This window comes from Micropepsis pineolensis (genome assembly GCF_055392125.1).
In genome coordinates this window covers 1,530,990-1,549,882 of the sequence record NZ_AP042408.1, presented here as the reverse complement: position 1 = coordinate 1,549,882, position 18,893 = coordinate 1,530,990, and the positions used below count along the sequence as shown (strand labels likewise).

Annotated in this window: 18 protein-coding genes; 6 read left to right on the top strand and 12 right to left on the bottom strand. The window is 57.6% G+C overall.

The genetic code is table 11. From position 1 onward, the window contains the following. Positions 1–38: 38 nt before the first annotated feature. Positions 39–2,309, bottom strand: coding sequence for a nitric-oxide reductase large subunit (locus ACZ5RI_RS06950; protein ID WP_464515382.1), 2,271 nt, complete (start codon positions 2,307–2,309; stop codon positions 39–41). A gap of 354 nt (positions 2,310–2,663) precedes the next feature. On the opposite strand from ACZ5RI_RS06950, the gene ahpC reads away from it, so the two are divergent. From ahpC to ACZ5RI_RS06925, 5 genes are all read left to right on the top strand, one after another. Further along, positions 2,664–3,227, top strand: a complete 564-nt coding sequence (ahpC, locus tag ACZ5RI_RS06945; RefSeq protein ID WP_464515381.1) for an alkyl hydroperoxide reductase subunit C — start codon at positions 2,664–2,666, stop codon at positions 3,225–3,227. A 117-nt stretch (positions 3,228–3,344) separates the two neighbouring features. Beyond that, positions 3,345–4,907 carry an alkyl hydroperoxide reductase subunit F gene (gene ahpF / locus ACZ5RI_RS06940; RefSeq protein ID WP_464515380.1) on the top strand — a complete coding sequence of 521 codons (1,563 nt, stop codon included), beginning with the start codon at positions 3,345–3,347 and terminating at the stop codon, positions 4,905–4,907. A 220-nt stretch (positions 4,908–5,127) separates the two neighbouring features. After that, complete coding sequence (locus ACZ5RI_RS06935) at positions 5,128–6,051, top strand: hypothetical protein (protein ID WP_464515379.1); 924 nt, start codon at positions 5,128–5,130, stop codon at positions 6,049–6,051. 133 nt (positions 6,052–6,184) lie between these two features. Continuing rightward, entirely contained in the window at positions 6,185–6,841 is a 657-nt protein-coding gene (locus ACZ5RI_RS06930; protein WP_464515378.1) for a hypothetical protein, read from the top strand. 484 nt (positions 6,842–7,325) lie between these two features. After that, on the top strand, positions 7,326–9,629 hold the full coding sequence (locus tag ACZ5RI_RS06925; RefSeq protein ID WP_464515377.1) for a TonB-dependent receptor: 2,304 nt from the start codon (positions 7,326–7,328) through the stop codon (positions 9,627–9,629). Between the two features lie 59 nt (positions 9,630–9,688). Here ACZ5RI_RS06925 and ACZ5RI_RS06920 read toward each other — a convergent pair whose 3' ends face one another. The 6 genes from ACZ5RI_RS06920 to trxB all read right to left on the bottom strand — a co-directional run bounded on the left by ACZ5RI_RS06920 (position 9,689) and on the right by trxB (position 14,396). Continuing rightward, on the bottom strand, positions 9,689–10,162 hold the full coding sequence (locus tag ACZ5RI_RS06920; protein WP_464515376.1) for a GNAT family N-acetyltransferase: 474 nt from the start codon (positions 10,160–10,162) through the stop codon (positions 9,689–9,691). A gap of 66 nt (positions 10,163–10,228) precedes the next feature. Next, a complete protein-coding gene (locus ACZ5RI_RS06915; protein WP_464515375.1) occupies positions 10,229–10,789 on the bottom strand; it encodes a TPM domain-containing protein in 561 nt (186 codons plus the stop codon). A gap of 20 nt (positions 10,790–10,809) precedes the next feature. Further along, positions 10,810–11,601 carry a TPM domain-containing protein gene (locus ACZ5RI_RS06910; RefSeq protein WP_464515374.1) on the bottom strand — a complete coding sequence of 264 codons (792 nt, stop codon included), beginning with the start codon at positions 11,599–11,601 and terminating at the stop codon, positions 10,810–10,812. Next, positions 11,601–12,206 (bottom strand): LemA family protein, encoded by a 606-nt coding sequence (locus tag ACZ5RI_RS06905; RefSeq protein WP_464515373.1) that lies wholly within the window; start codon positions 12,204–12,206, stop codon positions 11,601–11,603. Before ACZ5RI_RS06905 ends, ACZ5RI_RS06910 begins: the two co-directional genes overlap by 1 nt. Positions 12,207–12,506: 300 nt before the next feature. Then, complete coding sequence (locus ACZ5RI_RS06900; protein WP_464515372.1) at positions 12,507–13,403, bottom strand: LysR family transcriptional regulator; 897 nt, start codon at positions 13,401–13,403, stop codon at positions 12,507–12,509. Between the two features lie 51 nt (positions 13,404–13,454). After that, positions 13,455–14,396 (bottom strand): thioredoxin-disulfide reductase, encoded by a 942-nt coding sequence (gene trxB, locus ACZ5RI_RS06895; RefSeq protein WP_464515371.1) that lies wholly within the window; start codon positions 14,394–14,396, stop codon positions 13,455–13,457. Between the two features lie 269 nt (positions 14,397–14,665). On the opposite strand from trxB, the gene ACZ5RI_RS06890 reads away from it, so the two are divergent. Further along, the gene (locus ACZ5RI_RS06890) at positions 14,666–15,145 is read left to right on the top strand and encodes an Lrp/AsnC family transcriptional regulator (RefSeq protein ID WP_464515370.1); all 480 of its coding nucleotides are present in this window, start codon (positions 14,666–14,668) and stop codon (positions 15,143–15,145) included. 34 nt (positions 15,146–15,179) lie between these two features. On the opposite strand, the gene ACZ5RI_RS06885 is transcribed toward ACZ5RI_RS06890, so the two are convergent. The 5 genes from ACZ5RI_RS06885 to ACZ5RI_RS06865 all read right to left on the bottom strand — a co-directional run bounded on the left by ACZ5RI_RS06885 (position 15,180) and on the right by ACZ5RI_RS06865 (position 18,880). Next, a complete protein-coding gene (locus ACZ5RI_RS06885) occupies positions 15,180–15,443 on the bottom strand; it encodes a hypothetical protein (RefSeq protein WP_464515369.1) in 264 nt (87 codons plus the stop codon). Next, positions 15,440–16,195 (bottom strand): phosphotransferase family protein, encoded by a 756-nt coding sequence (locus ACZ5RI_RS06880; protein ID WP_464515368.1) that lies wholly within the window; start codon positions 16,193–16,195, stop codon positions 15,440–15,442. The genes ACZ5RI_RS06885 and ACZ5RI_RS06880 overlap by 4 nt, the downstream gene beginning before the upstream one ends. A gap of 100 nt (positions 16,196–16,295) precedes the next feature. Then, positions 16,296–18,263: a M1 family metallopeptidase gene (locus ACZ5RI_RS06875; RefSeq protein WP_464515367.1), complete on the bottom strand. Its 1,968-nt coding sequence runs from the start codon at positions 18,261–18,263 to the stop codon at positions 16,296–16,298. Next, complete coding sequence (locus ACZ5RI_RS06870; protein WP_464515366.1) at positions 18,208–18,534, bottom strand: hypothetical protein; 327 nt, start codon at positions 18,532–18,534, stop codon at positions 18,208–18,210. Before ACZ5RI_RS06870 ends, ACZ5RI_RS06875 begins: the two co-directional genes overlap by 56 nt. Continuing rightward, on the bottom strand, positions 18,440–18,880 hold the full coding sequence (locus ACZ5RI_RS06865; protein ID WP_464515365.1) for a hypothetical protein: 441 nt from the start codon (positions 18,878–18,880) through the stop codon (positions 18,440–18,442). The genes ACZ5RI_RS06870 and ACZ5RI_RS06865 overlap by 95 nt, the downstream gene beginning before the upstream one ends. Between the last annotated feature and the right edge of the window lie 13 nt (positions 18,881–18,893).

Sequence of the window (18,893 nt, the reverse complement as noted above, 5' to 3'; positions counted from 1 at the left end):
AATCCGGCCGTTTTTTATTCAACAGATGGTCAGGCTGCCTAAACCTTACGCTGAACCAGTGGCAGCAATTTCACCGCGAAATCCCACACCATCAGCAAGGCGCCAACGGCAAAGACCACATCCCCCGGCATCCGCATCCATTGCCAGAAACCGGTAGTATCATAGAAGGCGAGACTTCGGGCGTGGGCCAGCCCATGTTCATATACGTCGGCAAGTTGCGGCCAGCCGATGGGGAAGAAATGCATCACAATCCACATCAACAGGCCAGCATTATAGAGCCAGAAAGCCCAGCGACCGGTCTTTTCTGAAAACGGTACACGATCCCCCGCGATGTAGCGCAGGCAGAAATAAATTAACCCCAACCCTAACAGACCGAAAGCGCCGAACAATGCCGTGTGGGCATGGTTGAGGGTAAGGAAGGTGCCGTGCTCGTAATAGTTCACCAGTGGCGCATTTAGCGTGCCGCCGCCGAACACCCCGGCACCGACGAAATTCCAGAACGCCGCACCAATAATGTAAAGATACGCGAGACTATATTTAAAATCAGCCTGCGCCTTGATCAAGGCATGCTGATGGATCGCTTCCATAATCAGCAACGCCAACGGCAACACCTCGATGAACGAGAACATGGTGCCAAGCGGAACCCACATTCCCGGCGCACCGGCCCAGTAGAAATGGTGCCCGGTACCAAGCACGCCACCAAGGAAGATCAGAATTAATTCAAGATACACGGCCCGCTCTGCTAACCGACGCGAAACCAGACCGACCGCCATCAGCAGATAGGCGCTGATCGCCGCGGCAAAGAACTCAAACGACTGCTCGACCCAGAGATGGACCACCCACCAGCGCCAGAAGTCCGTGATGGTAAAAGATTTCTCAATCCCAGTGAGCGGGATCATGCCAAAGGCATACAGCACGGCAATATTGATGGTCGATGCCCAGATCAGGTGCTCCAGCCGAATGCGCCCGGTCCAGAACTGTTTGGTCGCTGCCGTCAGAGTATCGCGTGTAGGCCATAAGGCACGGAAGACCAAAAGGCTCCAGATCACCAGACCGGCGAAGAACCCGATCTGCCAGAAACGACCAATTTCGATATAGGAAAGCCCCTGATTACCAAACCAGAACCAGTTTTGTTTGATGGTTCCCATCAGACCGAAATAATTGCCGATCAACGCACCGGCGACAACCAGTAACGTGACATAGAACAACACATCAACCAGCAGCCCCTGCCATTTAGCCTCGCGGCCGGCAATTGCCGGGGCAAGGAACAAAGCACCGCCGATCCACGAAACACCAATCCATACGATGGGCGCCTGAAGATGAACCGAGCGCAGGAAATTAAACGGCAGATATTCATCGATTGGAATACCATAGAACGACATACGTTCCGTGTAGTAATGCGCCATCAGCGCCCCAACCAGAATCTGCAACAAGAACACCGCACCGACGACCAGAAAATATTTGCCTGTCTTGCGCTGGCTTAGTGTCAGGGGGGCAAAGCGGGCAAGCAGCGGATCACGTACGCCACCATCCGCTTCAGCCAGATAGCGCTGATATATATAAATGATCGCGCCAAACATAAAAAAGGTGAAACAGAAGCTGACCCAAGTCCAGGTAAAAGTCGATGTCGTCGGGGTATTACCAACCAACGGTTCATAGGGCCAGTTTTGTGTCCACGACGCTTCGCCACCGGGGCGACGGGCAACAGTGGTCAGTGCGGAATAAATCAGGAATGATGCAGTGGCACGCGCCTCATCCGGACTCAGACTGTAGGCTTTGGTCCAGCCCTTGGCGAAATCGTGGTGCAGCAATTGCTCTACAATCGTATCCCGCTGTGTGATAATCGCCTTTGCCAGCGCGTCGGGCACCAGGCTGACCTTTTGGGTCAGATCAAGGCGCTGTAACTGCTGCTGCATGGCGGCACGCACCCCGGCCATATGTTCAAAATTCAGAGCGGCAGGCAGCTTGCCGTATTCCGCAAGCGCGATGTTATTTTCCGTTATTTCAGCAAGTTGCACCAGCCCACTGGCGGTATAATCCTCGCCGAAATAAGACCCCATGCCATAGATGCTGCCGTAATCCATCAGATCGGCACGCTGGAATCCCTGCTTGCCATAAAAGATGTCGCCTTGCGTCATCAGCACCTTCCCGGTGGCGGTGACAAAGCGCTCTGGCTGTGGCGGTGCATCGCGATAGGTCAGCACAGTGGTCCACGCCAACAATGCAAAGGTCACGATGGCGACGACCAAAAGAACCCACTTCAAAATGTTGCTGACGCAGTCTTCGTTAGTGTTTTCCTGGAGGCTCATGTTCTTCCCCGTTGCATGGTGATCGAACAATGCGCACCGCCATTGTGGCGGCGAAACCGCAAAACACAGCGTTTCATTTATTATATAGATTTTACTCCTATTGCGCGATAAATAATATAGTTACAACCAATAGCATTAAGAGCCCGCATCGACCGTCCGACCATCCGTTATGTAGGCCTCTTTTGAAAATCATCCGTAAAACCGTCACAGAATTGCGGCATACCGCTTGGCGATGTACAACCATTACGTGAAAACATCTCATCCAAAGACGTATAAAAATTATGCCACCCCCTCTTGCGTGCTCTGAGTTTTAGATTTAGAACAATTCTAGTTTATAGACTCAAGGAGAAAGCAATGTCATTGATCAATACCGATGTGAAGCCGTTCAAAGCCCAGGCCTTTAAGCAGGGCAAGTTCGCCGAAGTGACCGAAGCCGATCTGAAGGGCAAATGGTCGGTCGTGTTTTTCTACCCGGCGGACTTCACCTTCGTCTGCCCGACAGAACTGGAAGATCTGGCTGATAATTATGCGGAATTCCAGAAGATCGGCGTCGAGATCTACAGCGTTTCGACCGATACCCATTTTGCCCATAAGGCGTGGCACGATACCTCGCCCGCCATTAAGAAGATCAATTACACCATGGTTGGCGACCCGACCGCCGCGATCAGCCGGAACTTTGACGTTCTGATCGAGGAAGCAGGTCTGGCCAATCGTGGCACCTTCGTCATTGACCCGGCTGGTAAGATCAAGGTTGTCGAGATCGTTGATGGCAGCATCGGCCGCGATGCCAAGGAACTGTTGCGCAAGATCAAGGCGGCCCAGTATGTCGCCGCCCATCCGGGTGAAGTCTGCCCGGCCAAGTGGAAGGAAGGCGAGAAGACACTGGCCCCTTCGCTCGACCTCGTCGGCAAGATCTGAGTGACGCTGATCTCTCCCAAGTCCGCCCCGAACCCGGCACCGGCCGGGTTCGGGAGCGTCTTCTGACACGGGGCTTACACGGCCCCGGCATTTTCACGCCGGTTACAGGAGGCCGACATGTTAGACCCCAGCATTCAGCAACAATTAAAAGCCTATTTTGAACGCATTGTTCAGCCAGTCGAATTGCTGGTGAGCCTTGATGACAGCGATAAGTCGCACGAACTGTCGGATTTTCTGAACGATATCGCCGCCCAGTCCGACAAAATTTCTGTTGTGCGCAAAGACGATGATGCCCGCCGCCCCAGCTTCGCCATTACGCGGACCGGCAGCGAGATCAGTGTACGCTTTGCCGGCATTCCGTCGGGGCATGAATTCAACTCGCTGGTTCTGGCGCTGCTCTATGTCGGCGGCCACCCGTCGAAGCTGACCCCGGACGTCATCGATCAGATCAAAGCACTCGACGGCGACTATCATTTCGAGACCTATTTCTCGCTGTCGTGCCAGAACTGCCCGGACGTGGTGCAGGCGCTGAACCTGCTGAGCGTCATCAACCCGAAAATCAAACCGGTTGCCATCGACGGCGCGCTTTTTCAGGCCGAAGTCGAAAAACGTCAGGTCATGGCAGTGCCTGCGGTATTTCTGAACGGCGCCCCCTTTGCACAGGGGCGCATGACGCTGGAAGAGATTCTGGCCAAACTCGACACCGGCGCAGCCCACAAAAAGACCGCCGAAATCAACGACAAGGAACCGTTTGAAGTGCTGGTGGTCGGTGGTGGCCCGGCCGGTGCCACGGCGGCGATCTATGCCGCACGCAAGGGCATTCGCACCGGTATTGTTGCTGACCGTTTTGGCGGGCAGGTGCTCGACACCATGGCGATCGAGAATTTCGTCTCGGTTCCGCATACCGAAGGCCCCAAACTGGGCGCGGCGCTGGAAGAACATGTCAAAGACTATGATGTCGATATCATGTATCTGCAGCGCGCCGAAAAACTGATCCCGGCCAGCGCCCCCGGCGCCCTGCACGAGGTTCAGCTGGCCAGCGGTGCCACCGTCAAGGCCCGCAGTCTGGTGATTGCTACCGGCGCACGCTGGCGCCAGATGGGCGTGCCCGGCGAACATGAATACCGTGCAAAGGGTGTCGCCTATTGCCCGCATTGCGATGGCCCGCTGTTCAAGGGCAAACGCGTGGCGGTAATCGGCGGCGGCAATTCCGGCGTTGAAGCGGCCATTGATCTGGCCGGTATCGTCGCCCATGTCACGCTGATCGAATTTGACAGCAAATTGCGCGCCGACGCGGTGTTGCAGACCAAGCTGGCCAGCCTGCCCAACGTTACGGTGCTGGTGTCGAGCCAGACCACCGAAGTGCATGGCGATGGCACCAAGGTGAATGGTCTGTCGTACAAGGACCGTGCATCGGGCGAAGAACACCGCATTGATCTGGAAGGCATCTTTGTACAGATCGGTCTGGTGCCCAACAGCGAATGGCTCAAAGGCACGCTTGATCTGTCACCGCGCGGCGAAATCGAAATTGATGCGCGGGGTGCCACATCGGCCCCCGGTGTGTTCGCGGCGGGTGATGCCACCACGGTGCCGTTCAAACAGATCGTCATCGCTATGGGCGAAGGGGCCAAGGCCTCACTTTCGGCCTTTGACTATCTCATCCGCTCGCCTGCTGCGTAACACCCAATATTGCTACAAAATAAAAAAGTGCTCCATCTCGGAGCACTTTTTTTGTGCTATCTGCCTGCACCAATGGTCCATTAAAAAACATCCATAATTATATCCATATAGTACCTATGGGTTCCGTCGCCCGTCCATTCTGTCTTAGGGTAGACTGTATAAAGGCTGTCCGTTGGGGGCGGAGGCTGGCGCAGAGGGATATTTAAAAGCGGGGACTAGCGTGAAAAGCACTGTTCGACAGATTCTGTTGCAATCCAGTTTCGTGTTCGGGGCGATGGCGTTCTGCCTTGCACCGGTCATGGCCGGGCATCACCATGAAGACCATAAAGACGAACCGAAAAAAGAAGAAAAACACGATGGCAAGGGGACTCAGCCAGCCCCTGCCGGTGAAAAGAAAAATCGTGAGGCCGTGGGCGGCGCTAGCGGGCATGAAAATGGTGCGCCACGTGCGGACCGCTCTGGCCCCGGTGCCACTCGTTCGTTCGGGGCTGGTGGCGATAAAGCGGGCCGGGCTAACCCCGGGGGTGGGCGCCAGTTCGGTGCTGACAAGGCCGCCGGCAAAGCGGACCGCAATGCTCCCGGTGGGGCACACCAGTTCGGTGCGGGCGGTGACAAGGCAGCAGACCGAAAGAATAGCGGTCCGGATAGTCGTTCGTTCGGCGGTGACGCCAAGGGCCATGATCGATCGGCGCCGGGTCGTGGTGAGACAGATCACACAGATCGTGCAGGCCCCGGTGCCGGTGGCCCCGGCGTGAGGGGGCATGCGGACGCAGGCCCCGGGCATGGGCCGGTTGGTCGTCCGGGCTTTGGTGGACCGGGGGCCGTTGGCGGACATGATCCGGCATTTGGCTTTCAGCGTGCCCATGACGGCCCGGCCTATATGTATCATGGCAGGAAATTTTCGCCTTTCCGGGTGCCGCCTTATGCCTGGCCGCATGGTTTCTCCTATCATCGGTTCGGGCCAGGGCAGCAGGTGCCGCACGCATTCCTTGGCGAGGATTTCTTTATCCTGAACTTCCTTGATTTCGGTATTGATCCGCCGCCGCCGGGTTTCGTCTGGCTACGTTATGGGCCAGACCTGATCCTGGTGGATCGGTTTACCGGTGAAGTGGTGCAGATCGCTTACGGTGCATTTATCGAGTAGCGTGGGGATAGGGGTGGCAGGCCGATGCCATTCCCTCTTATGTCAGAAAAGGCCCTGCTGACCCGGTGGAGCGGGCGGGGTTCTTCATCAGCGGACGCGGCATTGGGGTGCCGCGTTGGCATGGGGGACGGGTATGCGGAATTTTTGGGTTGCGGGTCTGCTGTTCGGGGCAGCCGCGTTGTTGTGCGCCCCGGCGCAAGCCTCGGGTGTCGAAGATGCCAATGGCGGTCTGATGGCCCTCAACGATGGCACATTCGATAAAGCGATAGAGCGTTTTACGCACGCGATACAGTCTGGTGAACTGAGCGGCGATGATCTTGAGTTTGCCTATTATAATCGCGGTGTCGCGTTTTTATGGAATGGTAATTTCAATGATGCGCTGGCGGATCTTAAAATTGCCACACGGATGAAACCTGATGATCTTGATGCGTTGGGCTATTACCGTCTGGCGGTGCAGCATATCGATCATGAACCGCCGGCACCGCCGATGGATGCCGACAATGTTGTTACCTCGGTGCTCGGTTCTTTGTTAAGCGCGATCGCCAATGGACCAGCTTATAAGCAATGGAGTGCTATCGGGCCGTGGATGCACAAATGTATGGCCTATTCCTATGGCGTCGATCCGGTGCGCATGGTCAAGCACGCCATTGATATCAACAACCCAGCGCTGGATAAATATTTCGATGCCTGCAAGCCGATTGCCCAGCGTGAATATGATCAAGCAGCGGCGCAGTATGCACCTAAGGCGTTGAGCAAAGCAGCCAAAGGAAAGGCTGGGCGCAAGCATTAGATTGGGAACCTGGCTAATGACGCGTCACACCGCAGCGCTTACAGTAAGAATATGCCTCAGATGCAGTTATTAGATTCGACTTTTTCTTCAGCTATGGGCGAAGAGGCCAAGGCCTCACTTTCGGCCTTCGATTATCTCATCCGTAACGAGCCGATAAAGGCTGCCGCGGAATAAGTTTCACGATCCTCCCTGAACTTGGCGCCCCCGCATTGGGGGCGTTTTTTTATACCCCTATTATCAGGTGGGCACCCAGAGTGCCCATCACAGCATAATGCAGCCCCAGCGGCCTTTTCGCTGCGACACCCACCCCTGCAAAGCCCCTCACAACTATACACCGTCACTCACGTGTCACGTGTCTGCCTTACGTTCCCGCCCTTCGCTGGGGGAATCGAAAGAACGCGCACGATGATCGGGGCAATTGCCACGTTTTTCCCTGCCCCTACGGAACATATTCAAACCATCCTTATTTTCAGGAGTTCAAAAGATGCAGTCAAAAGGTATCACCAGATGTCACTGGCTGTCAGGTGCGGCAATCGGCGTTTTATTGGCGACCGTTCCCACACTGGCACAGACCAGTACATCGGCTGGAGCAGGTGAAACCGGACTCGAAACCGTTGTCGTGACCGCCGAACGGCGTGCCGAAAACCAGCAGAACGTTCCGGTCTCCGTCGGCGTTCTGAGTGGGGATTCCTTAGGCCGTATCACATCGTCGGGCGACGACACCTTGCTGGCACTGTCGGGCAAGGTTCCCGGACTGTATGTTGAATCGACCACGGGCCGCATTTTCCCGCGCTTTTATATTCGCGGCCTTGGCAATGTTGATTTTTATCTCGGCGCGTCACAGCCGGTCTCTATCATTCAGGATGACATTGTTCTGGAGCATGTCGTGCTGAAATCGAACCCGGTCTATGATGTGGACCAGATTGAGGTCTTACGCGGGCCGCAAGGATCATTGTTTGGCCGCAACACCACCGCAGGCATCATCAAATTTGACACCAACCGCCCGACCGAGAATTTTGAAGGTCGCGCTTCGGCCAGTTACGGCGCCTATAACAGTATCGATCTGGATGCGGGGATTGGCGGGCCGGTTATTCCGGGCAAAGTTGCGTTCCGGGTCTCCGGCCTCTATCAGCACCGCGACGATTATATCGACAACACCTATACCGGGGCGAGCGCGGACGGCACCAAAACCGGACAGAAAGATGCACTTGGTGGCTTCGACGAACGCGATCTGCGGCTTCAGATTTTGCTGACCCCAAGTGCCGATTTTTCCGTACTGACCTCGATCCATGGGCGCTGGTATGATGGCACATCCACCGTGTTCCGTCGCGGGGGGCTTACCCTCGGCTCACACGATGTCAGCAGTCTGGACTGGGATAAAACCCGTTACGACGAAGCCGACAACAATCCGCAAAGCTATAACACCTACGGCGGATCGGTAAATGCATCCTGGAAACTGGGGGATGTTACCCTGACCTCCATCACGGGTTACGAATCCACATCCGGTTTCAGCCGTGGTGATACCGATGGCGGTGCGGCGGCCGATTATGGCAATGCCGGCTATGGCGAATCTATGGGCCGCGTGCGCGCGCTGGGCCAGTGGACACAGGAAATGCGCCTGTCCAGTGCCGATGACGCAAGGCTGAAATGGCAGGTCGGCGGGCTGTATTTCGATTCCCGCGACAAGACAGAATTTTACCAGCGGGCATGGTTCCTGACCGGCACGGCCCATAACCCGAATAACTGGGTAAGGCTGCATGATGTCAACACATCTTGGTCGGCCTTCGGTCAGGCCAGTTATCAGGTGACAGATGCCCTCACCGTTACAGCGGGTGCCCGCGTGACAGAGGATTCCAAGGAAACGCGCTTGCTTAAGACCGCGGACAAAGCTGATGGCACGGTGACCTATACCGGCCGGCGCGATGTCAAAATGTCATCCACCAAGCCAAGCTGGGATGTCAGCGCGCTTTATGCCGTCAATTCCGATGTGAACCTCTATGTCCGCGTGGCAAAAGGTTTCCGCGGCCCAACCATTCAGGGGCGTTCGGCAGTCTTCAATTCCGATTTCACCACCGCAAAATCGGAAACCATTCTGTCGTGGGAAGCGGGCTTAAAAAGCCAGCTTAGTAACACGCTGCGTTTCAATGCTTCGGTCTTCACCTACACCGTCGACAATATTCAGCTGAACGGCAACGATTCCAACGGTAACGGTGTTCTGTTTAATGCCAGACACGCCAATGCTTATGGCATGGAATCTGAACTGGATTGGCTGCCGATAGATAATCTGTCACTGACCGCCGGGCTCAGCCTGCTGCATACCCGGATCAAGGACAACCGCGTCTATGCCCAGACCTGCAGCTTCAACGGGGCGATGACCTGTAGCGTTGAGGATTCCTATTTCACCAAAGGATCGGGAACCGGTAAGACCTATTACGCCAATATCAACGGCAATCCGCTGCCCAATGCACCGGAATATAACCTGAACCTTGCGGCGCGATACGATATCCCGCTCGACAATGCCGGAAAATTCTTTGTCTCCACAGACTGGAACATGCAGGGCTATACCAATTACGTCCTCTACCAGACCAAGGAATTTAGCTCCAACGGCAATTTTGAAGGTGGCCTGCGCGTTGGCTATACCCATGCGGATGGAGCGTGGGAAATTGCCGCCTATGTACGCAACATCACCGACGAGAAGAACCTGAAGGGCGTTATCGAAAATTACCGGGCCGCGGTTCTAAATGATCCGCGCATCATTGGTATTTCTCTGACCGCCAATCTGCACTGATCCGTCAGATACAAAAAAGCGGGATGGCATCACCGCCATCCCGCTTTTTATTCAGCGCATCACAGATCCCGATGCAGGAACTGGTTATGCGGGCTGGGGCGGTAATCACCAAAGACGTCGCCCACGACAAAGCCATGGCGACGATACAGCGCCGCCGCAGCATCAAACTCCGGGCTGGTGCCGGTTTCCAGACTTAAAACGCCCACGCCACGGGCACGTGCTTCAGCGATGATATGGGTCAGCATCTGCGACGCGGCACCCTGGCGCAAATAATCCGGGTGGGTGCGCATCGACTTGACCTCGGCCCGGCAGATCCCCGCACCTTCAAGCATCTTCAGTGCACCGATGGTGACGATGTTTGCACCATCCCAGGCCGACCACACGGTTACCTGGGGAATCTGCAAGCCGGATATATCAAGAGCATAGTTGGTACCGGGCGGGGAATTTTCCTGCATTCCCCGCAAATGCAGCGCCAGCAGCGCCCGCACCTTCTCGCCCGACAGATCATCCACGCGGATGGTAAAATTACGCATCGAGAAACCTTTTCCCCATAAAAAAAGCGGGCAACCCAGCCCGCTTTAATCGTTACATCACACACCTTACGCTGGCGGATAATGCTGCGCCAACAGATCACCCGAGGCATGGACCAGACCAATCACCCCCTCGCCCACCTGACCGGCGCGGGCATGGGCGGTAAACTGAGCAATCAGCGTATCCCACTCGCTTTGCGGAATATGGCGATCGACATCACGGTCGGTGACCACTTCAACATAGCGCTCGCCCAGCGAGACGAACAACAGCACGCCAATCTTGCGGTCGTTGCGCGCCAGTATGCGCGAAGCGAACGAGCGATGGGCCAGTTCCCAACACTCCCAAAACTTGGCATGGCGCGGAATGAACTTTAGCCGTAACGGTAGCCAGTCGAGTGCTGCCGTAATCACAACCGACGCCCCGACCGCCGCGCAAAAGCCCTCGCGCAATGTCAGCGCAGGCCAGAACAGCGCCAGAACACCCAGCACGACAATGCCGGTGATGCCGCCATAGACCATCGAATAGAGCGGATATTTATCGCTGACATACACCATGGTCAGCGACAGCCGGGCCGAGGTTTTTTCCTTGGCCCCGGCGAGTGCCCCGGCCAGCCGACGTTTTTCTTCCACCGAAATACGGTTGCCTGTGATTACCAACTTCCTGAAGCGCCCCCACCGCCAAACGATCCGCCGCCGCCAGAGAAACCACCGGAATCCCCGCCGCCGCCAAATCCACCGCCACCAAATCCACCACCGCCGAAGCCGCCGCCCCCAAAACCGCCACCGCCGCCAAGGAACAACAGCGGCCACAGAAAGCGACCAAAGGCGAGGAACAGAATGACGACAACGATGATGGGCAAAATGCCATGGGGCCGGTCATCCTGCTGTTGCCGTTCAACCACCACCGGCACGCCGTTTACCGAGGGCTTACCGCCCAGCGTGCGCAGTACATTGATAGTGCCGTTCAGAATACCGGCGCTGTAATCCCCCGACCGAAAGGCGGGGATCATGGCGTTTTCGATAATCAGCTTGGATTGCGCATCGGTCAGCTGCCCTTCCAGACCATAACCGACTTCAATCCGTACACGGTGCGGCTTCATCGAAACAATGATCAGCGCACCCGTATTCTTACCCTTTTGCCCGATGCCCCAGGCCCGGCCAAGCTGATAGCCATACTGGTCGATCTCCAGACCGCCCAGATCGGGCAGCGTGGCGACCACAACCTGATTACCGGTCTGTTTTTCATGTTCGGCCAACAGCGCGGTCAGCTGCGCCTTGGCCGGTGCCGTCAGAACACCCGCGGTATCGACCACCCGCCCGGTCAGCGGCGGAAAGGCCGGCGCGGCATAAGCCCCGCCAAACGCCAACGCCCCGACCGTTAAAACGGTCAGGGCGATAACGCGTATCAGCCAGCGGTGCGCGCGCCCCCACACCAATGTCATCAGAATGCGACCTTAGGTGCGTTCTGTGCGTTCGGGGCCGTGGCCGTGAAGGTTTCGTATGGCTTGGCCTCGGGATAGAACACCCCGGCGATCCAGCGGCTTGGGATAGTGCGCAGCGTGGTGTTATAGATTTGCACCGCGTCGATATAATCCTTACGGGCCACAGTGATCCGGTTCTCGGTACCCTCAAGCTGGGCCTGCAAGGCCAGGAAGTTCTGGTCGGCCTTCAGTTCCGGATAACGCTCGCTCACCACCATCAACTTTCCAAGAGCGGTGGTCAGCTGACCCTGACTTTGTTCATATTGCTGGAACGCCTTGGGGTTCGACAGCACATCCTTGGGCAGGGTCACCTGACTTGCCTTGGCGCGGGCTTCGATCACCGCCGTCAAAGTTTCCTTTTCGTGGGTGGCATAGCCCTTCACCGTGGCAACCAGATTGGGCACCAGATCGGCCCGGCGCTGATATTCGTTCTGCACCTGGCTCCAGGCGGCTTTCACCTGCTCGTCCTGACGCGGCACATCGTTGACGCCGCAACCGGCCAGCCCCGCACCAATCACCAGTAAGACCGCCATCCGAGAGGCGAATTTCATCACTGCGTTCGTCATTTTGCACCCTTTTGTCTTGTCGGTCATCGTAGCACATCCCCAACAGGAAAATCGCCCCCATTCGGAAAAACACCCCCGGCAAGAAAACGCCGGAGTGGCGGGGGGACCACTCCGGCGCATTGATGAGCCTTACGCGAGGGGGAAAAGCGCAAGGCCATTATCTTGCGGGCAAGCGGAAGGCATACATCCGAAGCCGCAACCAGCCACGGACAGGGGGGTATCCTGAGGCTGGCGGGCAGACCAACGGGGGGACGTTAGAAGCCTGCCACAGTCTTAAAGATAGGGTGGCTTAAACCGATTTCAATAGCACCAGCTCTTGGCCTCGTGGACCAGGAAGTCGCGGAACGCCGCCACCCGCTTGGACTGGCGCAAGGCATCGGCATAGACCAGATGCACGTCAAAGCTCGGCCCCGGCACCTCGGGCAGCACCCGTTCCAGCTCGGGGCACAGCGCGGCGACGTAATCGGGAATGGCGGCAATGCCAAGACCGGTTTTCACCGCCCGCTGCATGCCGGTAACGTTATTAATATTGACGATATGGGCGGGATTGGCCGGGCTGGACTGGCGGCGAACCTGATCGGCCAGCCAGTTGATATCGCGCAGCTCGGGCGCCACCGTCTCGCCATAGGCGATGATGGTGTGACCGGCCAGATCCTCGATATGCTTAGGGGTGCCGCGGGCCTCAAGATATTCCGTGGCCGCGTACACATGATAGTGAACGGTATAGAGTTTGCGCTGGATCAGATCGGCCTGCACCGGCACCCGCATACGGATGGCCAGATCAGCCTCGCGCTGGGCCAGATCCAGTTCGTGATCCTCGAGCATCAGATGCAGTTCGATTTCCGGATAGCTGCTTAAGAACGCGCCTAAGCGCGGCACCAGCCAGTAATTACCGATATCGTGACTGGCGGTCACTTTCAGCGTGCCGCGCGGGGCTTCGCGGGCATTTTTCAGGGCCTCCTCGGCCTGGGCCAGACGGCCCAGAACGTCGGTGACTGCCGAATAGAGCATTTCGCCTTCGTCGGTCAGGGTCAGACCGCGGGCGTGACGCTGGAAGAGCGGCGTAGTCAGCTCCTCCTCCAGCGCACTGATCTGACGGCTGACCGCCGACTGACTTAAGGTGAGCATTTGCCCGGCATGGGTAAAGCTTCCGGCCGAAGCGACGGCGTGAAAAATACGAAGCTTATCCCAGTCCATAATGCCCCCAGTGAAAAGTTAACCACACTTACGCGACTACGGCTTTACAGGTCAGGCCCCGGCGATAAACCGTTCGGCTTCCAGAGCCGCCATACAGCCCATCCCTGCCGCCGTTACGGCCTGCCGGAAATGCTTGTCTTTGACATCCCCGGCGGCAAACACGCCCGCCACGCTGGTCGCGGTCGAATCGGGTGCGGTAATAATATAACCGGCCGCATCCATTTCCAGCTTACCGGAAAATATCGCCGTCGCCGGAGTGTGCCCAATGGCGATAAACAAACCGTCTACGGCCAGTTCCGAGACGGCCCCGGTCTTAACGTTTTTGACCTTGATGGCGGTGACGGATTTGGGGCTGTCGGTGCCCAGAACCTCTTCCACACCATGATCATAGAGAATCTCGATCTTGGGGTTGGCAGCCAGCCGGGCCTGATTGGTCTTATCGCAACGCAGGGCATCACGGCGGTGGATCAGGGTAACCTTCTCGGCAAAATTGGTCAGGAACAGCGCCTCCTCGGCTGCGGAATTACCGCCGCCGACCACCGCAACTTTCTTGCCGCGATAGAAGAAACCGTCACAGGTGGCACAGGCCGAAACGCCAAAGCCCTGGAAGGCGATTTCCGTATCCAGTCCCAGCCAGCGCGCCTGTGCCCCGGTGGCGATAATCAGCGTATCGGCCAGATAGACATCGCCCGAATCCCCGGTCAGTTTGAAGGGCCGGGCCGAAACATCGACATCAACAATGATGTCCTGCACCATGCGGGTACCAAGCTTTTCGGCCTGTTCCTGCATGCGGTTCATCAGCTCCGGCCCCTGCATTTCTTCCGGGAAACCGGGAAAATTCTCGATCTCGGTGGTGATGGTGAGCTGGCCGCCGGGCTGCAGACCGGCAATCAGCACCGGCTCCAGCATGGCGCGCGCCGCATAGATAGCGGCGGTGCAGCCGGCCGGGCCGCTGCCCAGGATGACGACTTTGGCGTGAATGGATTCGGCCATGACGTAAGGTTCCTTCAAGTCAAATCAGTTCCGTCAGATGGCGCCGTGAAGGCAGCCGCAACAGAGCCCGTTATCGTCACAGTGGACAAAAAAGCAAGCTTAGGGCAAAAGCCGCGCCAGACAACCATCCTCATGGCTAAAGACCTATCATGGAGCTGGGCTGTTCCAAAGCCTGAAAAAAAATGTTACACGGAGTTGGAATATTATTGCTCCCAGACCCTGACTTGCGGTAAATATCGTAGCTTAAGCCTAGTATCGGAAGAAACACCGTGGAACATCACAAGCTGGATTCCATCGACCATCGCCTTTTGGCCGAGCTCCAAGCCGACGGTCGCATTACCAATGTTGAACTGTCGCGCCGGGCCAAAATCACCGCCCCCCCCTGCCTGAGACGCATGCGGGCGCTGGAGAAGGCCGGTTACATTCAGGGATACCATGCCGACCTCGATCCCAAAATGCTGGGATTTGAAGTGACCGGCTACGCCTTTGTCGGACTGGCCAGCCAGCACGACCATGATCTGAAGCAATTTGAAGAACGCATCCGCTCCTGGGCGCAGGTGCGTGAATGCTTCATGCTGTCAGGCGAAGTCGATTTCATTCTCAAAATCGTTGCGCGCGATCTGTCATCATTTCAGCGCTTCATCACCGACATGCTGACATCCGCCGAGAATGTCGCATCGGTTAAAACAGCCCTTGTCATCCATGCCTCGAAACACGAGCCTGGGGTGCCACTGGAAATCACCGACTAAGACAAAACCCGGTCCCAACAGGCCGGGTTTTGTTTTAGGGCAGATCCCGCCCCGCCCGATGGCGGTCCAGACCCGCCTGCCAGTCCGCCCCGATCTGGTCAAGGCGCCCCACCCGGCGCCGCAAGAATCCCAGCGCCATATCCCGCACGAAAGCCCGGTCGGTTTCGTCCTTCAGATATTCGACCGGCGATTTACCATCGACACGGGCCAGTAAAAACGCCGCCAGCAGCCCCGCGGCGCGCTGCTCCAGCGCCACCGGGTCCTCCCACGTGACGCCCGCCAGATAGCGGCTCATCATCCCGGCAACGACGCCGCATACAGCGGGCGAAATTCAGGATGCCAGACGCATTTCAGCAGGAAATGGTTGAGGCAGAAGGCCAGATCAAACGCCGGATCGCCATAGCAGGCAGTTTCCGCATCCAGCACCACCGCCCCATTTGCCCCACATAAAATGTTCTTGGGGCTGAAATCGCCATGCATCAGCGCAATCGATGATGCCGCAACATCCGCCGCCATCTGGCGGATCTGCGGGGCGACATCGGCGTGCCGGTCAGCGGTAAACAGCAGATAGGGTTCGATGCGCAGGGCGTGGAAATCCGCCCCATTGGCAAAGGCGCCAGCAATCTCGGCCCGCCCGGCGGTGGCCCCATGCAGGCGCGCCAGCAGCGTGCCGGTATCGGCGGCAAAATCCGCGCGGGCCAGCCCCTGCGCCAGCAGGGCTTTCCACACGGGATACTCTGCCGGTGGAAAAAACTGCATGGCCACCAGCCCATCGGTTTCATCGGTGGCATAGATTTCGGGGGCATGACCGGGGGCAATGCGACAGGCCAGCCGCATCCAGGCGGCTTCGGCGCGAAACCGCCCCGGTGAGGCCTGCCAGTCGGCGGCCACACGCAGCTTGGGCAATGCCCGTTTCATGCAGATCGTGCGGGTGGGGGTTACCACCTTATAAGCATCACAGGAAACACCGCCGGAAAGCAGACTGACCGAGAGGCTTTCGCCCCCGGCCAATAACCCCATCCGTATCAGTGCCGCTGCGAGCCCATCCATACCGGCATCTTAAAACGCAAAATCGGATAAGTAGAAAGTCGTTTTCACCAAGGGGGGGTAAGAAACCGGCCACCAACCGGGCCGGTTTCCTACAAAAAGCCTAATGCTGCTTCAGCCAGGTTGCCATTTCCGGCAGGTGCTGTTCACGCACCCTGACCGTATGGGCAACCGTGGCTTTGACCATTTCGATCCGGCTGTTGGAACGCCCAGCCAGCTCGGTTGCAACGAACTGATCAAGCTTGGCCAGCATAGCCGGGTCCTGCGCGCTTAAAGCCAGCGACGGGAAGTATAACGCCCGGCTATCGGGTTCGAGCAAGACATCGAAGGCCGCCTTGTGGGCGATGGCAAAATCATACGCCATCTCGGGATGACCAGCCGACACCGCCCGCACGATGTCAGGCCGCAAGGTCAGCGGCACCCGATCCTGCAGCGCCAGTTCCAGCGTTTTGGCCGCCAGCGCATCATCACGCACCGCAGCCAGAGCATGATACAGCTTGCGCTGCGCCAGCGTATCGGTCGACGTGACGGCCAGTTCCTGCAATTGCTGCCATTGTTCGGCCGTAGCGTTCAGCGCCACCACCGAAAACACCGTATCACGATCATCGCCCTGCAGACTGTCGGGGTTGGCCAGATACCCTTTGAAGGCCGTGGCCGCTTCGCCAATCACCGCCGGATCACCCAGCGTGCTTAAAGCGTCGATCAGCGTGCCGCGCAGCATGGTGACATTGTCACTCTCGCCCGCCCGCTTGTGGGTGCCGAGCGGGGCGAGCAAGGGCTGCAACACATTCACGCTATAACGGCGCAACGAAGCCTGCACCGGCAAGCCTTTGGCCAGCCCGTCCAGCGACGCCAGCTTTTCCGCCACCGCCATCTGCACGATCGGGTCCATATCCGCACGCGCCAGCCGGGCCAGAGACAAGCCATCCGCCATCGGCCGGAGGCCCGCCTCGCCCAGTGCCCAGGCATCGTTGAGAATACCAAGCTGATCATCAGCGGAAAGCGTGTTGAACCGGGTGGTAATCCGGCCCATCAGCACATCGTCATAGCGGGTACGGAAGTAGCCGCTTTGCCCCGCATTGACGATAGCGACGACACCCTGCGGTACCGCGACATCCGCCGGGCGATCGGTGCTGACCAGCCCCTGCCAGATCGGCTTGCCATCGCTGGCGGTCACCGTCACCGGCACCAGCCAGCGCCGTGGCGCACCGGCCCCATCACGCTCGAAATGGCCCAGCGACAGATGCAGCCCGGTGGCGGTGGCAGAAGCCGCCACCATAGGCACGCCATCCTGCAAGGTGAAGTCATGCGCCACGACACTCAGCGAATGGGGGGAAACCTTATCGATCTCACGCCACAGATCATCGGTCACAGTATTCCGATAGGCGTATTTCTTCATGTAATTGCGCACACCGGCCCGAAACGCCACGGGGCCGACATAGTCTTCCAGCATGCGGATGGTCGACTGCCCCTTCTGATAGGTGATGGTGTCAAAAGCCTCGCCGGCATCCAGCACATCGGTGACATGCTGAATCACCGGATGGGTACCGGCCTGCGCATCGGCCCGCATCGCCGATTCCTTGGCATACAAGGCGGTGGTCCAGATATGCCAATCCGGATGCAGCGCATCGGCGGACTTATATTCCATCCACGATGCGAACCCTTCGTTGAGCCACAGATCATCCCACCAATCCATGGTGACCAGATCGCCGAACCACTGATGGGCCATTTCATGGGCGATGGTGACAAAGACTTCGCGCTTTTCATCTTCGCTGGTGGCTTTGGGATCGACCTGCAGGGCGCGCTCGAAATAGAAGATGGCCCCCCAGTTTTCCATCGCACTGAAGAACTGGCTGCTGCCCGGACCGGCAATCAGATCCATCTTGGGCAGCGGATATTTGACGCCGAAATACGTGTTATAAAACGGCAGCAAGGCCGCCGCCGTATCCAGTGCATACTGGCCCTTGGCGGTATCGCCCTTCTTGACGATCACACCAACATCGACACCGCCGACATTACGCGAGATACGCTCGAAATCGCCCTGACCGTAAAACAGCAGATAGGACGACATTTTGGGCGACGCGGCAAAATGCACGCGCTTCTTGCCACCGGGTAAAATCTCCGTCGCGGCAACCGGCATATTCGACAGCGGCATTTCCGCGACGGGCAAGGTTGGCGGTTAAACGAAACACCGCCTTTTGCGCCGGTTCATCCCAGCATGGCAAAAAACGACGGGCATCGGAATTTTCAAACTGGGTATAGAGTGCCGTATGCGTCTGGCCATTGACGCTGTAGTCGAGCGAAAACAGCCCCGCCGGACTGTGATTTAATTTTCCCGCCATAGACGATGCTTAAAACATACCGCCCCGGCTTCAGCACCGACGGAAAATGCAGGCGCGCAACTTCGGTCTTATCATCAAAGCTGACGGTTGGACGGGCGGCGACTTTCGACAGGGACACAGAATCGAAATGCAAGTTTGCAGCATTCAGTTCGATGTCGGCCATCGGCTTTTTCACATCAAGCGTGATTTTTACCGAACCGGCAAAGGTGCCCGCCTGCACATCGGGCACGATGGCCAGATCATAAGCAACCGGTGCCGCACTATCGGGCAGCACCACACGGCTTGGCGCAGCCGCAGCCAGCGAGAACGACAACAGCGCGGCGGAAAGCCAGACAAAAGACCTCATACGCAGCAATCCT